Origin of the sequence: Mesorhizobium sp. L-2-11 (assembly GCF_016756595.1) — a bacterium.
Taxonomy (GTDB): Bacteria; Pseudomonadota; Alphaproteobacteria; order Rhizobiales; family Rhizobiaceae; genus Mesorhizobium.
The window spans coordinates 539,574-557,195 of record NZ_AP023257.1; the positions used below are offsets into that span (position 1 = coordinate 539,574).

At 63.7% G+C, this 17,622-nt stretch carries 21 protein-coding genes; 5 read left to right on the forward strand and 16 right to left on the reverse strand.

The genetic code is table 11. From position 1 onward, the window contains the following. Positions 1 to 68: 68 nt before the first annotated feature. From JG739_RS02525 to JG739_RS02550, 6 genes are all read right to left on the reverse strand, one after another. Positions 69 to 839 carry an L-iditol 2-dehydrogenase gene (locus tag JG739_RS02525; RefSeq protein WP_202365105.1) on the reverse strand — a complete coding sequence of 257 codons (771 nt, stop codon included), beginning with the start codon at positions 837 to 839 and terminating at the stop codon, positions 69 to 71. Beyond that, the gene (locus JG739_RS02530) at positions 836 to 1,840 is read right to left on the reverse strand and encodes an ABC transporter ATP-binding protein (RefSeq protein WP_202365106.1); all 1,005 of its coding nucleotides are present in this window, start codon (positions 1,838 to 1,840) and stop codon (positions 836 to 838) included. The genes JG739_RS02525 and JG739_RS02530 overlap by 4 nt, the downstream gene beginning before the upstream one ends. A 50-nt stretch (positions 1,841 to 1,890) precedes the next feature. Continuing rightward, on the reverse strand, positions 1,891 to 2,715 hold the full coding sequence (locus JG739_RS02535) for a carbohydrate ABC transporter permease (RefSeq protein ID WP_202365107.1): 825 nt from the start codon (positions 2,713 to 2,715) through the stop codon (positions 1,891 to 1,893). A gap of 202 nt (positions 2,716 to 2,917) precedes the next feature. Then, a complete protein-coding gene (locus tag JG739_RS02540; protein ID WP_202365108.1) occupies positions 2,918 to 3,790 on the reverse strand; it encodes a carbohydrate ABC transporter permease in 873 nt (290 codons plus the stop codon). A 124-nt stretch (positions 3,791 to 3,914) separates the two neighbouring features. After that, a complete protein-coding gene (locus tag JG739_RS02545; protein WP_202365109.1) occupies positions 3,915 to 5,225 on the reverse strand; it encodes an ABC transporter substrate-binding protein in 1,311 nt (436 codons plus the stop codon). A 304-nt stretch (positions 5,226 to 5,529) separates the two neighbouring features. Continuing rightward, a complete protein-coding gene (locus JG739_RS02550; RefSeq protein WP_202365110.1) occupies positions 5,530 to 6,486 on the reverse strand; it encodes a sugar-binding transcriptional regulator in 957 nt (318 codons plus the stop codon). A gap of 211 nt (positions 6,487 to 6,697) precedes the next feature. Between JG739_RS02550 and JG739_RS02555 the strand changes: the two genes are divergently transcribed. Beyond that, a complete protein-coding gene (locus JG739_RS02555; RefSeq protein WP_202365111.1) occupies positions 6,698 to 7,330 on the forward strand; it encodes an HAD family hydrolase in 633 nt (210 codons plus the stop codon). A 3-nt stretch (positions 7,331 to 7,333) separates the two neighbouring features. Here JG739_RS02555 and JG739_RS02560 read toward each other — a convergent pair whose 3' ends face one another. The 6 genes from JG739_RS02560 to ureC form a co-directional block, all read right to left on the reverse strand. Further along, positions 7,334 to 8,101, reverse strand: a complete 768-nt coding sequence (locus JG739_RS02560; protein WP_202365112.1) for a class II aldolase and adducin N-terminal domain-containing protein — start codon at positions 8,099 to 8,101, stop codon at positions 7,334 to 7,336. Between the two features lie 84 nt (positions 8,102 to 8,185). Next, positions 8,186 to 8,827, reverse strand: coding sequence for an urease accessory protein UreG (gene ureG, locus JG739_RS02565; protein ID WP_202365113.1), 642 nt, complete (start codon positions 8,825 to 8,827; stop codon positions 8,186 to 8,188). Next, positions 8,824 to 9,264, reverse strand: coding sequence for a DUF3995 domain-containing protein (locus tag JG739_RS02570; RefSeq protein WP_202365114.1), 441 nt, complete (start codon positions 9,262 to 9,264; stop codon positions 8,824 to 8,826). Before JG739_RS02570 ends, ureG begins: the two co-directional genes overlap by 4 nt. Further along, positions 9,261 to 9,950 carry an urease accessory protein UreF gene (locus tag JG739_RS02575; protein ID WP_202365115.1) on the reverse strand — a complete coding sequence of 230 codons (690 nt, stop codon included), beginning with the start codon at positions 9,948 to 9,950 and terminating at the stop codon, positions 9,261 to 9,263. The genes JG739_RS02570 and JG739_RS02575 overlap by 4 nt, the downstream gene beginning before the upstream one ends. Continuing rightward, positions 9,925 to 10,512, reverse strand: coding sequence for an urease accessory protein UreE (ureE, locus tag JG739_RS02580; RefSeq protein ID WP_202365116.1), 588 nt, complete (start codon positions 10,510 to 10,512; stop codon positions 9,925 to 9,927). Before ureE ends, JG739_RS02575 begins: the two co-directional genes overlap by 26 nt. A 400-nt stretch (positions 10,513 to 10,912) precedes the next feature. Further along, a complete protein-coding gene (gene ureC, locus JG739_RS02585) occupies positions 10,913 to 12,625 on the reverse strand; it encodes an urease subunit alpha (protein WP_446720530.1) in 1,713 nt (570 codons plus the stop codon). 178 nt (positions 12,626 to 12,803) lie between these two features. Between ureC and JG739_RS02590 the strand changes: the two genes are divergently transcribed. Together JG739_RS02590 and JG739_RS02595 are read left to right on the forward strand one after the other, a co-directional pair. Beyond that, on the forward strand, positions 12,804 to 13,196 hold the full coding sequence (locus JG739_RS02590) for a hypothetical protein (RefSeq protein WP_077374466.1): 393 nt from the start codon (positions 12,804 to 12,806) through the stop codon (positions 13,194 to 13,196). 126 nt (positions 13,197 to 13,322) lie between these two features. Further along, entirely contained in the window at positions 13,323 to 13,817 is a 495-nt protein-coding gene (locus JG739_RS02595; RefSeq protein WP_202365117.1) for a hypothetical protein, read from the forward strand. 47 nt (positions 13,818 to 13,864) lie between these two features. Here the strand turns inward: JG739_RS02595 and JG739_RS02600 are convergent, their stop codons facing one another. The 4 genes from JG739_RS02600 to JG739_RS02615 form a co-directional block, all read right to left on the reverse strand. Beyond that, positions 13,865 to 14,170: an urease subunit beta gene (locus tag JG739_RS02600; protein ID WP_202365118.1), complete on the reverse strand. Its 306-nt coding sequence runs from the start codon at positions 14,168 to 14,170 to the stop codon at positions 13,865 to 13,867. A 115-nt stretch (positions 14,171 to 14,285) separates the two neighbouring features. Then, entirely contained in the window at positions 14,286 to 14,543 is a 258-nt protein-coding gene (locus JG739_RS02605) for a DUF1272 domain-containing protein (protein WP_202365119.1), read from the reverse strand. Between the two features lie 19 nt (positions 14,544 to 14,562). Next, the gene (locus JG739_RS02610; protein WP_202365120.1) at positions 14,563 to 14,865 is read right to left on the reverse strand and encodes an urease subunit gamma; all 303 of its coding nucleotides are present in this window, start codon (positions 14,863 to 14,865) and stop codon (positions 14,563 to 14,565) included. A 43-nt stretch (positions 14,866 to 14,908) separates the two neighbouring features. Then, a complete protein-coding gene (locus tag JG739_RS02615; RefSeq protein WP_202365121.1) occupies positions 14,909 to 15,745 on the reverse strand; it encodes an urease accessory protein UreD in 837 nt (278 codons plus the stop codon). 372 nt (positions 15,746 to 16,117) lie between these two features. Here JG739_RS02615 and JG739_RS02620 point away from each other — a divergent pair, with 372 nt between their 5' ends. After that, positions 16,118 to 16,372 (forward strand): acyl carrier protein, encoded by a 255-nt coding sequence (locus tag JG739_RS02620; RefSeq protein WP_095491223.1) that lies wholly within the window; start codon positions 16,118 to 16,120, stop codon positions 16,370 to 16,372. 4 nt (positions 16,373 to 16,376) lie between these two features. After that, entirely contained in the window at positions 16,377 to 17,585 is a 1,209-nt protein-coding gene (locus JG739_RS02625) for a beta-ketoacyl-[acyl-carrier-protein] synthase family protein (RefSeq protein ID WP_202365122.1), read from the forward strand. Positions 17,586 to 17,622 lie beyond the last annotated feature (37 nt).

Below are 17,622 nucleotides of genomic sequence, written 5' to 3' on the forward strand. Positions count from 1 at the left end.
CGATTTATCCTTTGGCGGGACGGCTCTTCCCCCCGCGGAGGAGACGGGAGAAGAGCGCCTTCGCCCCCTCAACTCATCCACTGGCCGCCATCGACATTGTAGGTCTGGGCGACGATGTATTCGGCGTCATCGCTGGCCAGAAACACCGCCATGCCGGTGAGGTCTTGCGCCGTGCCCATGCGGCCATAGGGCACGGCCTCGCCGACCAGCCTCTTCTTCTCGCCCTTCGGCCGGTTTTCGTATTTGGCGAACAGGGCATCGACATGGTCCCAGTGCTCGCCGTCGACGACGCCGGGCGCGATGGCGTTGACGTTGATGCGGTGCTTGATCAGGTCGAGCCCGGCCGACTGGGTGAGCGAGATAACGGCTGCTTTGCTGGCGCAATAGACGGCGACCAGCGCCTCGCCGCGGCGGCCGGCCTGGCTCGCCATGTTGATGATCTTGCCGCCTCGGCCAGCCGCGATCATCGAGCGGGCGGCTGCCTGCAGCATGAACAGCGTGCCGGCGACGTTGACGGAGAACAGCCTGTCGTAGCTCGCCTTCGATATCTCGACGATCGGCGCCAGGTCGAACAAAGCGGCGTTGTTGATCAGAATGTCCAGTCCGCCGGCCCTTGTCTCGACCGCTTTGACCGCCGCCTCGATCGAAGCGAGATCGGTGACGTCCAGTTTCACGGCATAAGCGTTGCCGCCGATCTCCGAAGCTGTCTTTTCGGCGGCTTCGAGATTGATGTCGCCGATGGCGACCGTGGCGCCCTCGCGGACATAGGCTTCGGCGAACGCCCTGCCGATGCCGCGCGCCGATCCGGTGATCAGCGCCGATTTACCCTCGAGCCTCATTGCATCATCGCCTTTCCGTCGGCGCCGAAGCGGTGCAGCTTGGTCTGGTCCGGCGTCAGATAGATCGTGTCGCCGTGATGGGCAGCCAGTTCGCCGTCGGCGCGCACCGTCAACGGCCCGACACCGTCGGCTTGAACGTGCAGGAACGTGTCGGAGCCGAGATGCTCGGCGACGCCGACTGTGGCTTTCCATTCGCCTGAAGTCTTCGAGATGTTCATATGTTCGGGACGGATGCCGACGGTCTTGGCCCCATGTTTGGCCGCCGGCGCGCCTTCGATCAGGTTCATCCTGGGCGAACCGATGAAGCCGGCTACGAACAGGTTCTTCGGCGTCTTGTAGAGCTCCATCGGCGAGCCGACCTGCTCGATGTTGCCGGCGTTGAGCACGACGATCTTGTCGGCCATGGTCATCGCCTCGACCTGGTCGTGGGTGACGTAGATCATCGTCGTCTTGAGCTGATGATGCAGCTCGCTGATCTCCAGCCGCATGGTGCCGCGCAGTGCTGCATCGAGGTTGGACAAGGGTTCGTCGAACAGGAAAGCCGATGGCTGGCGCACGATGGCGCGGCCAATGGCGACGCGCTGGCGCTGACCGCCGGAGAGCTGGCCGGGACGGCGATCGAGATAGTTGGTGAGGTTCAGGATGCGCGCCGCGTCCTTGACCTTCCGATCGATGGTCGCCTGGTCCTCGCCCGCCATCTTCAGCGGGAAGGCGATGTTCTTGGCCACAGTCATATGCGGGTAGAGCGCATAGGACTGGAACACCATGGCCAGCTTGCGCTTGGCCGGCGCCTCGCCGGTGACGTCGCGGCCGTCGATGTTGATGGTGCCGGCGGTGGTGTCCTCCAGTCCGGCGATCAGCCGCAGCAGCGTGGACTTGCCGCAGCCCGACGGGCCGACGAAGACGACGAACTCGCCGTTCTCGATCACCAGGTCGATGCCCGGAATGATGACCGTCGACCCGAACGACTTGGAGACGTGCTTGAGCGTGATGTTTCCCATGGTTTCCTCCCCGAGGGGTTATTGTCCGTCGTTCATCGCTTGCGGCGGTGTTACTTCACGGCGCCAAAAGTCAGGCCGCGCACCAGCTGCTTCTGGCTGAACCAGCCCATGATCAGGATCGGCGCGATAGCCAGTGTCGAGGCCGCCGACAGCTTGGCCCAGAACAACCCTTGCGGGCTGGAAAAGGAACTGATGAAGGCGGTGAGCGGCGCGGCCTCGGTGGTGGTCAGCCGGATCGTCCAGAACGCCTCGTTCCATGCCAGGATGATGTTGAGCAGCATTGTCGAGGCGATGCCCGGCACCGCCATCGGCGTCAGCACATAGACGATCTCGTTCCACAGCGATGCCCCATCCATGCGCGCCGCTTCCAGGATCTCCCCGGGGATCTCGCGAAAATAGGTGTAGAGCATCCACACCACGATCGGCAGGTTGATCAGCATCAGCATGATCGTCAGGCCGATGCGGCTGTCGAGCAATCCGGTATCGCGGAAGATCAGGTAGATCGGGAACAGCACGGCGACCGCCGGCATCATCTTGGTCGAAAGCATCCACATCAGGATGTCCTTGGTCCACTTGCCCGGCGAGAACGCCATCGACCAGGCCGCCGGTATGGCGACGAGCAAGGCCAGGATGGTCGAGCCGACCGACAGGAACACCGAGTTGAGGAAGAACTTGAAGTAGCCGCTCTGCGCCTCGACCGCGGTGTAGCTTTCCGTGGTTCCCGACGGAAACAGGTTGAAGCCCTGGATGGCCTCCTGCTCCGACTTGAACGAGGTGATGATCGTATAAAGGATCGGAAAGAAGATCAGCAGGGCGACGATCCAGGCGGCCGCGGTCGCTATCGTCTTGTGCTGGGTGGTGACTGCACGTGCCATGGTCAGGTCCTCCCGTATCGGCGATGTTGGCGGCAGGGTCGACCCCCAGTCCGGTTTGCTGCGCAAACCGCCTCTCCCCCGATCGACGGGGTAGAGGAAAGGCGCGGCTTGGACGCAGGCGTTTCCTCTCCCCTGGGCATGGGGAGAGGTGTCCCGCGCAGCGGGACGGAGTGGTTCAGCGCACGTGCCATCGTTTCCTCCCTTATTTGTCGAGGTTCCTGCCGACCGCGCGCATGGCGAAGAAGGCGACGATGTTGGCTAATATGACGGCGATGATGCCGCCGGCGGATGCCTGGCCGATTTTGAACTCCAGCAATGCCTTTTGGTAGACAAGGAAGGGCAGGTTGGTGGAGGCGTAGCCCGGGCCGCCATTGGTGGTGACGAGGATCTCGGCATAGACCGACAGAAGGAAGATCGTCTGGATCAGGAGGACCACGGTGATGGCACGCGACATATGCGGCAGCGTCAGATGGATGAAGCGGCTGACGAAACCGGCGCCGTCCATCTCGGCGGCTTCCTTCTGCTCGCCGTCGAGCGATTGCAGGGACGTCAACAGGATCAGCGTCGCAAACGGCAGCCATTGCCAGGCGACGATGATGATGATCGCCAGCATCGGATATTGGCCAAACCAGTCGATCGGCTGTCCGCCGAAGAAGCGCGCAATGTCGGCAAAGACGCCGTATTGCGGATGCATGATCATGTTCTTCCAGACCAGCGCGGCGACCGGTGGCATGACGAAGAACGGCGAGATGACGAGGATGCGGACGATGCCCTGTCCCCACATCGGCTGATCGATCAGCAGCGCCAGCAGGATACCGCCGATCACCGTAATCAGAAGTACGCTGCCAACCAGGATAAGCGTGTTGAGGATCGACTGCAGGAATGCCGGGTTGGAATAGAATAGGGCGTAGTTCGAGAAGCCGACAAAGCCGTCGCGGATCGGGTTGAGCGGATTGTACTGCTGGAACGAGAACCACAGGGTGAATGCCAGCGGAACGATCATCCAGACGAACAGCAGCACCACGGATGGCGCCATCATGAAGCGGGCAAGCGAACGGGTCTGTTGAGTAGCCATGACGGTCACCCTTCAACGGTCAGCCAGATTTTTCAGTTTTGTGAAGGTGGCCGCCCGAACTGGGATTCGGGCGGCCCCTGTTGCCGGCCATGATCGGCAACCGGCATTCGGCACCGGGAGGAGCCTACTGGATATAACCGCCTTCGGTCATCGTTGCGGTGGCAGCGTCCTGGGCCTGCTTCAGAGCGTCGTCGACGCTGGTCTGGCCGGCGAGTGCCGCCGAGAACAGCTGGCCGACGGTGGTGCCAAGGCCCTGGAACTCAGGAATGGCGACGAACTGAACGCCGACATAGGGCACCGGCTTGACGGTCGGATGCGTCGGATCGGCCGCGTTGATCGAGTCCAGCGTCATCTTGGCGAACGGGGCCGCCTTCTGGTATTCGGGGTTGGCGTAGAGCGAGGTGCGCGTTCCCGGCGGAACATTGGCCCAGCCTTCCTTCGATGCGACGAGCTCGAGATAGTCCTTGCTGGTTGCCCAGGCTACGAACTTCTGAGCGGCGTCGGCCTTTTGCGTGCCGGCGGGAATGGCCAGCGACCAGGCCCACAGCCAGTTGCCGCGCTTGCCCAGGCCATTGTCGGGCGCCAGCGCATAGCCGACCTTGTCGGCGACCGTGGAGCTCTTCGGGTCTGAGACGAAGGAGGCAGCGACGGTGGCGTCGATCCACATGCCGCACTTGCCCTGCTGGAACAGCGCCAGGTTTTCGTTGAAGCCGTTCGAAGATGCGCCCTCCGGGCCATTGGCCTTCATCAGGTCGACATAGAACTGCAGCGTGTTCTTCCACTCGGGCTGGTCGAACTGCGGCTTCCAGTTCTCATCGAACCAGCGTGCGCCGAAAGAGTTCGACATGGCGGTCAGGAAGGCCATGTTCTCGCCCCAGCCGGCCTTGCCGCGCAGGCAGACGCCGTTCACGCCATTGGCGCGATCGGTCATCTTCTCGGCGGCCTGCTTGACGAAGTCCCAGGTCGGCGCGTCGGGCATGGTCAGCCCGGCCTTCTCCATCAGGTCCTTGCGGTACATGACGAACGAGCTTTCGCCATAGAACGGTGCTGCATAAAGCTTGCCGTCGACCGTCAGGCCGTTGGCGATGGCCGGGATGATGTCCTTGACGTCATAGTCGTCGCCGAGCTTGTCGAGCGGCAGCAGCCAGCTCTGCTTGGCCCAGATCGGAACCTCGTAAGTGCCGATGGTCATCACGTCGTACTGGCCGCCCTTGGTTGCGATGTCGGTGGTGACGCGCTCGCGCAGCACGTTCTCCTCGAGCGTGACCCACTGCAGCTGGATATCGGGATTTTTTGCGGTGAAATCGTCGGTCAGCGTCTGCATGCGGACCATATCGCCATTGTTGACGGTGGCGATGGTGATGGATTCGGCATGCGCGGCGAACGCGAGGGTGCTGGCCGACAACAGACCCAAGGTGAGCGTGCGAAGTTTCATCAAATTCCTCCCATAGACCAAGCTGAGCATTTGCTTTGGCTGTGAGCAATTACTCACCTTGCGTGATTTATGTCAAGCCGGATTCGTTGCTGCAGTGCAGCACGTCAGCCGCGCGGATCTTGCTCCGGAGGATTTGGGCGCGCGAAAATGCCGGATATCGGCGCCCCGCCTGATCGGATGGATTATCAACTATTGGCCGGCAATTTCAGCCAGGAGCCATTTGCGAAAAGCGCGGATCTTCGGCATGTCGCGCGCCCGGCGGATAGCGATCCTTATGCTGGCGCGAATAGCCTTGCCGGGCTGATCAGCTGGCCGCCAGCAAGGCGGCAGCGGTGCGCTCGTCGGTGATGAGGCCGTTGACCAGCCGCCGATTGACAGCCGCAAGGATGCCCGGCAGTTTTCGCTCGCCCATGGCGAGTGCGATCACCAGCGACTTTTCACGCGACGGCAACGGTGCCGAAGACACCCTGTCATTGGTGATGCCCTCGATCATCCGGCCTTCGCGATCGAACACCCAGCCGACGATCTCGGCGACGCCGCCGGCCTTTTGCAGCGCTTTCAACTCGCTCTCCGAAATGAAGCCGTCCTCGTAGAGCGGCGCCTTGGGGCCGAGATCGCCGATGCCGACGAAGGTGACGTCGGCCTCCGCGGCAAGCGCCAGCGTCGGCTGGATCATCGGCTGGCTGAGCAGCATCTCGCGCTCCTGCGGCGAGGAGGCGATGACCGGCAGCGGCATCGGAAACGAGCGTGCCTTGACCCTGTCGGCCATGGTGAAGATGACGTTGTAGAAGGCGGCCGAGCCGTCGGGCGAGATGTTGCCGGTCAGCGACACCACCTTGTGCTGCGGGCATTCCATCGGCGGCAGCTGCTCGATCGCCGCCTTCAGCGTGCGGCCGGTGCCGATCGCCATGACCATCGGCGTCGGCGAGCGCAGCCGCCGCTCGATCTCGGCGGCCGCCGCCACGGCGACGCCGATGGTCGAGGAGGAAGCGGGATCGCTCGGCACCACCTCGACCAGATCGAGGGCGAAGCGCGATTTCAGCCGGGCCGCGAGGTCGAGGCAATTGGCGATTGGGTGGTCGACCCGCACCTTGATCAGCCCTTCCGACACCGCCAGCGACACCAGCCGCTGCGCCGTCTGCCGCGAGATGCCGAGCGTCGAGGCGATCTGGTCCTGGGTGTTGCCGGCGACATAATAGAGCCAGCCGGCGCGCGCCGCGTCGTCCAGCCTGTTGCTGCCGCTGTCCTGCCGGGAATTCAACTTGCTGCCTCCCTGCCCCCAAGAACCAAGCGGGAGCGCTGTACTTTTAAGCTGGAATGCGCTTGTGCGCAATTGCCTGCCGCCAGAGCAATTGCTTAAGTAAGCTGCCGCGGACTTGGTGGTGTTTCGAGTGGATGCCGCAATGCAGGCAGGCGCGGCGGTTTATCTCCCGAGGCAAACCCTTTAAGGGATTCGGGCAAAGGAGCCTTGCATGATGCCGAAAGCGGTTTTCTGGGACATGGACGGCACGCTGGTCGACAGCGAACCGTTGCACGAGGCGGCGCTGATAGCGGCGCTGCACAGCGTCGGCATCGCGGCGCCAACCAACCTGCATGAGCGGGTGCTCGGCATCGCCGCCTGGCCGGTCTACGAGATGCTGCGCGACGAGTTCGGCCTCGACCTGCCGTTCGACGACTGGATCGTGCGCAAATACGACCACTATCTGCCGATGACCGAGACGCTGAAGCCGCGCCCCGGCGCCATCGAGATCTACAACGAACTGCGCGCGCTTGGCGTGGCGCAAGCGGTGGTGTCAAATTCCGACCGGCTGGTCGTCGACGCCAATCTGCGCATGGTCGGTCTTTTCTATCCCGGCATGAAGACGGTCAGCCGCAACGACGTGCGCGAAGGCAAGCCGCACGCCGAACCTTTTTTGCGCGCCGCATGGCTGGCCGGTGTCGATCCAGCCGATGCCGTGGCCGTCGAGGACAGCGTGACCGGCGCCACGGCAGGATTGGCGGCGGGATTGAGGACGATCTTCTGGCCGGAGGCGCCAATGGCAGGGCCGCCCGGCGCGACCGTCGTCAACAGCGCCGACGAATTGCGGGCTGAGCTGGGGCTTTAGGCATCAGTTCCGGTAAACCGGCTCCTGCTTGTCGAGGATCGCCTTCAGTTCGGACAGGTGCCGTTCGGCCTGGCCGGGATAATCTTCCTGCTCCGCTGCTGCCTTCTCGGCGATCTCGTCCGACAGGACCCGCAGCGGACGGCCGGTCCACAGCGCCTTGATGTAGGTCTCGGCGGCGCGTTCGAAATAGAACATACGGTTGAAGGTGTCGGCGACGCTATCGCCGATGACCAGCACGCCATGGTTGCCCATGACCATCACCTTGACCTTCGGATCGGTGAGCAGCTTGGAGCAGCGTTCGCCCTCCTCCTCGAAGGCGAGCCCGCCGTACTGGCCGTCGACGACGTGTCGGTTGAAGAAGATCGCCGAGTTCTGGTCGACCGGCGGCAGCGTCGAATCGGCGAGCGAAGCGAGCACCGTGGCGTGGGTCGAGTGCACATGCATGACGCAGCGCGCATGACGCACATTGCGATGGATGGCGCCATGCAGGCCCCATGCCGTCGGGTCGGGTGCATTCGGGCCGGACAGCGTATCGGGGTCGTTGGCGTCGATCAGCAGCAGGTCGCTCGCCTTGATGCGCGAGAAATGCACCTGGTTGGGATTCATCAGGAATTGCGAGCCGTCATCGTTGACGGCGAGCGAGAAATGATTGGCGACCGCCTCGTGCATGTTGAGCCGCGCCGTCCAGCGGAAGGCGCAAGCCAGATCGACGCGCTCCTCGTAGAAGGGCAGGTTGGTCAGCATTTCCTTCTGCAGCCGGGCGATGCTCATCGAAAACCTCCGTGAAAGAAGCGAGCATGCCGCGCGCAGCAGATGCGCGCAACCGGTTTCGTTTGGTGCAGGCGAGCGCTTTGCCTACGCCGCAGTGCTTCTGGCGGCGTCGATGCGCAACCCGCCATTCTCGACGATGAAATCGATCACCTCCTGCAGACCCTTGCCGCGCGACAGATCGGTGAAGCCGAACGGCCGCTTGCCGCGCATGCGGGCGGCATCGCTCTCCATGACGTAGAGATTGACGTTCACATAGGGAGCGAGATCGCTCTTGTTGATGACCAGGAAGTCGGACCGCGTGATCGCCGGTCCGCCCTTGCGCGGGATTTCCTCGCCCTGGCAGACCGAGATGACATAGAGCGTCAGATCGGCAAGGTCTGGGGAAAACGTGGCGGCAAGATTGTCGCCGCCGGATTCGATGAAGACGATGTCGAGATCGGGAAATTTCCTGGTCATCTCGGCGATCGCCTGCAGATTGATCGAGGCGTCTTCGCGGATGGCGGTGTGCGGGCAGCCGCCGGTCTCGACGCCGATGATGCGATCCTCGGGCAGCGCCTGAAGCCGGGCCAGCATCATGGCGTCTTCCCTGGTATAGATGTCGTTGGTGACGACGGCGATGGAGAACTCGTCGCGCAGCGCCTTGCAGAGCTTTTCAGTGAGCGTCGTCTTGCCGGAGCCGACGGGGCCGCCGATGCCGACGCGAAGAGGACCATTGGCTTGTGTCATCGAGGGAACTCCGTAATGGCCAGTACTGCAAAGCCGAGCCCGACAACGAGGCAGAGCGGCGAATAATAGCTGACATCAAGCCGCGCGAAAGGCTGTTCGGGCGCCAGACGGCGCCACCACGGCGTGAAGCCGGCAATGCCGCGCCCCAGGAAGACCAGCGCGATGAGCAGCGCTGTCGCGGCGAGCCCGGCCTTGGGAAAGGGCGTGGCAAACACGCCTTCCAGCGCCATTGGCCACAGCGTCGCCAGGCCGAGGCAGGCGGCAACGGCGAAGCTGGCGAAAGGCGCCGGCATTTCGTCGACGCCGCGGAAGCCAACCACCGCGCGGGCGCAGGAGGCAGCGTCCCTGCCCGGCCAGATGCCGCCAATGCCCCAATAGACATGCAGCGCGGTGATCAGCAGCAGGACCAGCGAGAGCGCTAAGGCGAGGACGATCATGAGCGGAACAGCCTGGAATATTGCGTCTCGTGCTTCATCGCCATGACATCCGAGACGAACGCGCAGCCGCCGAGATCATCCAGCGTCGAGCCGGCAGCACGAGCGGCGACGCCAAGCGCCAGCGGTTCGAAGCCGGCGAGCAGCGCGGTGGCGCCGGTCTGGCCGACGACGCCGAGCCGGATCGCGGCCTGTACGAGGTTGGAGAAGAAGGCCTGCAAGAAGGCCGACAGCGCGTCCTGCAGGGCAATGCCGTTGCCGCCGGCAGTTGCGCCGACTGCGACGCAATAGGCGCACTCGGCCGGCAGACGGTCCAGCACCTGACACGGCCAGGCCGATGCCGCCTTCAGGAAGGCGGCGCCCTGCAGCATGGTCTCGGCATGGCGCTCGCGCGAGCCGGCAAGGGCCTCGGCGAGGGCTGCGATTTCGGCGAGATCGCCGGCTTGCCTCGCACGCCGCCAGCTTTCGGCAAACAGCACGGCATCGTTCCAGCCCGAGCCGATCTCGACCAGCGTCTCCAGCCATGCGGCGAGGTCTTTGCTGTCGGCAACCAGCCCGGCATGCACGGCTTGTTCGAGGCCATGGCTGTAGGAAAAACCGCCGACCGGGAAGGCGGGCGACAGCCACGCCATCAGCCGCAACAAAGCGACGTTGGAAGGCTGGTCAGTCATGATCGTGCGAATGGTCATGGTCGTGCGCATGGCTGTGGGTATGCGATTCGCTATGGGTATGGGAATGCGGCTCGCTGTGCGCATGCGCCTCGGCATGGGCATGAGCGTGACTGTGCCCGGAATAGGCGCCGCGCAGCGGCTTGAACGGTTCGGAGACGTCGCTCACCGTGGCGCCCAACCCTTCCAGCATCGCCTTGATGACATGATCGCGCAGGATGAGGATGCGGTCAGCCTCGATGGCAGCAGCCAGGTGGCGGTTGCCGATATGCCAGGCAAGCTCGGCCAGGTGCACGGCGCTCTCGGCACGGATGTCGTAGAGCGGTTCTTCGGCCGCGACGATCTCGATGTGGCGGCCATCCTCCAGCACCAGCCGGTCGCCGTGGTTCAGGGCCACCGGTTCGGGCAGGTCGACCAGCACTCTATCGCTACGGACCGTTTCGATGGCGCGGCGACGCAAATGCCGCTCGTCATGGGCCAAAACGGCACGATCATACGGGGTGACAGTTCCGGCTTCGCCGGCGGTGAGCACCGAGACGGCACGCGGGAATTTGGTGAAATCGGTGCGGATGTCGAGCTTCATGTGAAACGGCCTCTCCCAACAAGTGTAGCCTATCGCGTCCGCCGCCCCAATGGTGCTCAAACGATCGTGTCGAAGAGCCGCAGGATGAACGATATCCGGTAGACAACTGCGGCGGCGACAAAGCCGATGTGAAAGCGACGATCGCTGACCTCTAGGATTGCCATCTGTAGCGATCCTTCGCGCCCCCTCTGTCCTGCCGGACATCTCCCCCACTTGGGGGGAGATCGGCCGTCACCACCGCCTTCGCCAATCGCCACTGTCGCAGGAGTGAGCGGAGCGCCAAAGCTGCCAATCTCCCCCCAAGTGGGGGAGATGTCCGGCAGGACAGAGGGGGGCGCTATCCCTCGGCATTTAAAAGGTTCTGCACCATGGCGCTCAGCTGCCAAGGCGATGGTCGGTATCAAAACAAAAAGTACCTCTGCGCCATCGGCAGCACGGTGGCCGGCTCGCAGGTCAAGAGTTCGCCGTCGGCGCGGACTTCGTAGGTTTCGGGGTCGACCTCGACATGCGGGGTGGCGTCGTTGAGCACCATCGAATGCTTGCCGATGCCGCCGCGGGTGTTGGCGACGGCGACCATCTGCTTGTCGACGCCGAGCCGGGCGCGCAGGCCGGCATCGAGCGCCGCCCGTGAGACAAAAGTCACCGACGAATTGGTCATCGCCTTGCCATAGGCGCCGAACATCGGCCGGTAGTGCATCGGCTGCGGCGTCGGGATCGAGGCGTTGGGATCGCCCATCGGGGCGGCGGCGATCATGCCGCCGATCAGCACCATGTCGGGCTTGACGCCGAAGAAGGCCGGGTTCCACAGCACCAGATCGGCGCGCTTGCCGACCGCCACCGAGCCGATCTCGTTCGACAGGCCATGCGCGATGGCCGGGTTGATCGTGTATTTGGCGATGTAGCGGCGGACGCGGAAATTGTCGTTGTCGCCGGTCTCCTGCGGCAGCGAACCGCGCTGGCGCTTCATCTTGTCGGCGGTCTGCCAGGTGCGGATCGCCACTTCGCCGACGCGGCCCATCGCCTGGCTGTCCGACGAGATGATCGAGAAGGCGCCGATGTCGTGCAAAATGTCTTCGGCGGCGATGGTTTCCTTGCGGATACGGCTTTCGGCAAAGGCGATGTCTTCGGGGATCGACGGCGACAGATGATGGCAGACCATCAGCATGTCGAGATGCTCGGCCAGCGTGTTGACGGTGTAGGGCCGGGTCGGATTGGTCGACGACGGGATGACGTTGGGCAGGCCGCAAACCTTAATGATGTCGGGCGCATGGCCGCCGCCGGCGCCTTCGGTGTGGAAGGCGTGGATGGTGCGGCCCTTGATCGCCGCCACCGTGTTCTCGACAAAGCCGGACTCGTTCAGCGTGTCGGTGTGGATCATCACCTGCACGTCATAGTTGTCGGCGACCGACAGGCAGCAGTCGATCGCCGCCGGCGTCGTGCCCCAGTCCTCGTGCAACTTAAGCGAGCAGGCGCCGCCCAGCACCATCTCTTCAAGCGCGGCCGGCAACGAGGCGTTGCCCTTGCCGGACAGGCCGATGTTCATTGGGAAGGCGTCGAAGGACTGGATCATGCGCGCCAGATGCCACGGCCCAGGCGTGCAGGTGGTCGCCAGCGTGCCATGCGCCGGTCCGGTGCCGCCGCCGAGCATGGTGGTGATGCCTGACATCAGCGCCTCCTCGATCTGCTGCGGGCAGATGAAGTGGATATGCGCGTCGAAGCCGCCGGCGGTGAGGATTTTGCCCTCGCCGGCGATGATTTCGGTGCCGGGACCGATGATGATGGTGACGCCGTCTTGCATGTCCGGATTGCCGGCCTTGCCGATCGCGGCGATGCGGCCATCCAGAAGGCCGATATCGGCCTTGAAGATGCCGCCCGAGGCATCGACGACCAGCGCATTGGTGATGACGGTGTCGACCGCGCCTTGGGCGCGGGACACCTGGCTCTGGCCCATGCCGTCGCGGATGACCTTGCCGCCGCCGAATTTTACCTCTTCGCCATGCAGGGTAAAATCCTTCTCGACCTCGATGAACAACTCGGTATCGGCAAGCCGTACCTTGTCGCCGACGGTCGGGCCGTACATCTGCGCATAGGCGGCGCGGGTGATTCTAGCCATCAGCAATTGCTCCCGAAATACGGCCCCAAATACAACCGGTCAAAGCCCGGCCCCACATTGTCGCCATCCTATGGTCACGCAATGACCTGCTGGGCGACACCTTCCGATCCCATTTAACGTTTGAGGTGGCGAGGTCACCCCAAAACGACCGTTTGCCAATCGATGGAAAGGAAGATTTATGCGCAAAACGATTTCTCTCGCAGCCGCCGCCACCCTGCTGCTGGCGACCGCTGCCAGCGCCCAGCAACAGCCTGCGCCGCAACCCGGCGAGCCGCCGGCTTCGCCCGCTCCCGCGGCGCCCGGCGCTCAGCCGGCTCAGCCGCAAGCGCCGGCGATTCAGACCGTCAACGTCGTCGACATCGAGGAACTGCCCAAGGAAACGCAGACCAAGGTCAACGAAGTGATCGCCAAGCGCGGCGAGGACGGGCTGCAGAAATTGCGCAGCTCGATCGACGCGACGCCACAGGTCAAATCCGCGCTCGAAGCCAAGGGGCTCACCTCGGCGCAAGTCATCGCCGCCAGCATGGACGCCAACGGCTCGCTGACCTTGATCACCAAGAAAGCCAGCTGACGATGCGCTGTGGCGGGCCGGCACAAGGCCGGCCTGCCGCATCAGGGAGGGAACCTTCGCAGGGCGGAATACGTTTCGACTTTTTGGCCTGAAACCGAGTCTCGAAAGAGGCTTTGAGAGCGAGCGATGGCGATCACCACCTTCCCTGACACGAGATGGCTGCATATGATGGCCGCAACTGCGTTTCTTGCGGCGAGCGTTCCCCAGGCCGAGCTGAATGCGCAGGGCCTTGAAGGCCCTGAGACCCAGAACAAGATCATCGGCTCGGAGGTCGGCCAGGAAGAGACCCACACGGCGGTCGAGGCCGGTAAAGTCACTACCGCGATCGAGCGGACGCGTGAAAACATCGGCGCGGTGCGCAAGACATCCAAGCTCGACAAGGTCGATATCGTGTTCCTTACCGACGCGGCGCGCACGGAAGGCGGGCTGCCGCCGGCGATCGAAAGCAAGGTCGAGCAGCATCAGGAGGATATTGCGGAACTGCGCGACGAGATCGAGGCGAACGCATTGCTGTTCAACGCCATCGACTCTCGGCGCGTGCAGACCGAAGACGTTCTCGCCGTCGAATTCGACGATCCCGGCAAGGTCGTCATCTACGCCGCGGCCAAGCCGCCCGACTGAGCCGAAACTGCTCGACGCTTCTGGTCGCACAACGCGCCCATGGGATCTCACAGCGCGCCCATGATTTTTTGCTGGAACCCGTAGACCTCGCGCTTGCCGCCGAGCGGCACCAAGGTGACGTCGCGCTCCTGGCCGGGCTCGAAGCGCATCGCGGTGCCGGCGGCAATGTCGAGGCGCATGCCGCGCGCTCTGTCGCGGTCGAATTTCAGCCCCTCATTGGTCTCGAAGAAATGATAGTGGCTGCCGACCTGGATCGGCCGGTCGCCGCTGTTGGCCACTTTCATGGTGATTGTCGGCCGGCCCTTGTTGAGTTCGATCTCGCCGCCTGCCGTGATGATTTCGCCGGGGATCATCGCCAGCCTCACAGGACGCCGAAGACGAGGCCGGCGGCGACAAGCAGGATCGCCGAGAGGGACGTGCGTTTGATCGGGACCATCGATATGCCTTTTCGCTGTCAGGATCGTGCCGTCACGCGGCGTTGCGGGCCGGGCCGCAGCCTTCGGCCTTGAGGACGCGCTTTGTCGAGGCGGGATATTTGTTCAGCATCGCTGCCGGCCGGATCGGGCGCGCTGAAAAATTGCCGCCGCAATTCGGGCAGATGCCGCCCAGCACACGGTCCACGCACTCGGCGCAGAAGGTGCACTCGAAGGTGCAGATCAGCGCATCCGTCGCCTCGGGCGGCAGGTCCTTGTCGCAGCATTCGCAGTTGGGGCGCAGCTCAAGCATTTTTCTCTCCTATCGTCCCTCACCTTATTGGCTCGTGCACGGTCACCAGCTTGGTGCCGTCGGGAAACGTCGCCTCGACCTGGACGTCGTGGATCATCTCGGCGATGCCCTCCATCACCTGCGCGCGGGTGACGACGTGGGCGCCGGCCTCCATCAGCTCGGCGACCTGGCGGCCGTCGCGGGCACCCTCGACGACGAAGTCGGTGATCAGCGCGATCGCCTCCGGGTGATTGAGCTTGACGCCGCGTTCGAGCCGCTTGCGCGCCACCATCGCTGCCATCGCGATGAGCAGCTTGTCCTTTTCCCTTGGCGTCAGGTTCATGCGTTTTCCCAGGATGGCGTAGACAGGAGCGGTGTAATCGGAATCAGAGTGACCATAATTTGGGCAGACCCGCCCGTCCGTTGAGCAATTCGACGAGCGGAACCAGCCGCTTGCGCAGCTGGTAACCGTCCTCGGCAAACAGCCTCGCAAGAAGCTTGCCAGATTTCTTCACGCTCCAGACGCTGGCGTCGCCCTGGCCACCGATGATGTCCCGGGCCGGATCGAGCAAAGCCTCGACCCGCGGCGAGATCATCAGCATCGTCGCCATGGCGATGGCGCCGCCGGCCACGGCGGAACGGCCAAGAATGGTCGCAATGTCCGGCCCGATGCGGAAATCCTCGGCATGAACGAGCGCTCCGTGCTGACTGACGCGCCAGCGGTCGTGGAAGCTGCCGTGCGCCGCACATTCGCCCATGGCGAGGCGGCCGAAGACGGTCGCCTCGAGCACCAGCGCCTCGGCGCCGGCGGCAAGCTCCAGCTCGAGCCTGCGGGCGAAGGCCGATCGATCGAAGACGATGGTTTCCTGCGGCAGCCAGGCGATGCGGCCGCCAGCGCCGACGGTCAGCTTCACCCGCACCTCGGCGCGATCGGCTGCGGCGCGGTAGATTTTCTCGCAGGCCTGGGTGGTTATGCTGGCGCAGGCGCCGGGGCCGACATCGACCTCCCAGCCGAGGCGGTCGCCGCCGGTCAGCCCGCCGGCGGTGTTGATCAGCACGGCCTCGAGCGGATCGGCCGACACGGCCGGCATGCGGATCTTGGCGGACCCATCCTGATAAAGCCGCCGAAGCCGCGTGCGGCCGCCATTCCTTTCACAGGCAAGCCGCGCCGTTCCGGCGACGCGCTGGGCCGGCGCCACAAAGGTCAGGTCATGTCCGATCATATCCACGGCGCCAACTTAAGCACACTCATATGATTTGAATCCGAAATTCGCATCACTTTGGAGCAGCGTAATGAACGAATTTCGGATTCAAAGCCATATGAGCAACTTGTAGGATTCTGGTGTGGTCTGGATTTGAGGTTCCTAACCAGTGGTGCGATCAATTCGTAGGAACCTCAAATCCAGACCACACCGGCGGCTTTGTCGACATATAGCTTGTTGCTTGACAACGTTTCGGTTTCTATAGAGGAGCCGTCTTGGTACGGTCACACAGCGCCTGGAGGGGAAAAAGGCGACGGTGACGATCTGAACCTGGGAAAAAACAGGCGCCGATCAGTTGGCGCCGGGAACGACAAGGGTTGGGGAAGGAACCGAATGGCTGACCAGCTGGCAACGGACATCATCGCGAAGATCAAGGCTCATGCCGAGCCGGGTGGCGAAGAAATCACCACCAGCACCGAACTGACCTCGCTTGGCATCCATTCGCTGGAACTGACGGAGATCATCTTCGACCTCGAGGAACAGTATGGCATCGAGATCGAAATGAACACGGTCGATGCCTGGAGCAATTTGAAGAACGTCGGCGACATGGTCGAGGCGGTTCGCGCGCTGATCGCGAAAAAAGCCTGACTGAATGCACAAGCGCGTCGTCATTACCGGCATCGGCGGCATCTGCGGGCTCGGCACCAATGTGCCGGCGATCTGGGACGAGATGCGCGCCGGCCGCTCGGCCATCGGCCCGATCGTCAATTCGGAGCTGCATGACCTGAAAATCAGGGTCGGCTGCGAAATCAGAACGCTTCCCGAGCACGGCATCGATCGCAAGCAGGTCGTCTCGATGGATCGCTTCAGCCTGTTGGCGACGATCGCCGCGCGGGAGGCCGCGCAGCAGGCCGGGCTAACTTCGCACGCGGCCAACACCTACCGGATGGGCGCCGTCGTCGGCGTCGGCGTCTGCGGCTGGGAGGCGATCGAAGAGAGCTATCGCGCCATCCTGCTCGAAGGCAGGAACCGCACCGGCATCTTCACCGTGCCGAAAGTGATGCCGGGCGCTGCGGCCGGCCATGTCAGCATGAATCTCGGCCTGCGCGGACCGGTCTTCGGCGTCACCTCGGCCTGCTCCTCGTCCAACCACGCCATTGCCTCGGCGGTAGACCAGATCAGGCTCGGCCGCGCCGACGTCATGCTCGCCGGCGGCACCGATGCGCCGCTGGTCTGGGGCATCCTGAAGGGCTGGGAGGCGCTGCGGGTGCTGGCGCCCGACACCTGCCGGCCGTTTTCGGCCGATCGCCAGGGCCTGGTGCTCGGCGAAGGCGCCGGCATGGTCGTGCTGGAAACCTACGAGCATGCCATGGCGCGCGGCGCCACTATACTCGCCGAAATCGCCGGCGCCGGCCTTTCCGGCGATGCCTCCGACATCGTCGCGCCGACCATCGAAGGGCCGGAGGCGGCGATGCGCTTCTGCCTCGTCGATGCCAGGCTCAACCCGGAAGACATCGACTACATCAATGCGCATGGCACCGGCACCAAGGCCAACGACCAGATCGAGACGGCGGCGATCAAGCGGGTCTTCGGCGATCATGCCCAAAGGCTTTCGATCTCCTCGACCAAGTCGATGCATGCCCACTGCCTCGGCGCATCGGGCGCGCTCGAGCTGATCGCCTGCGTGATGGCGATCCGCGAAGGCATCGTGTCGCCCACCGCCAATTTTCGCGAAACCGACGCCGATTGCGATCTCGACATCACGCCCAACGTGGCGCGCGAGCGCAAGGTGCGCGCGGCGATCAGCAACGGCTTCGCCTTCGGCGGCACCAATGCGGTGCTGGCGTTCAAGGCGGTCTGACCGCATCCGGTTCATCCAGATACGGCGAGACTTCTCG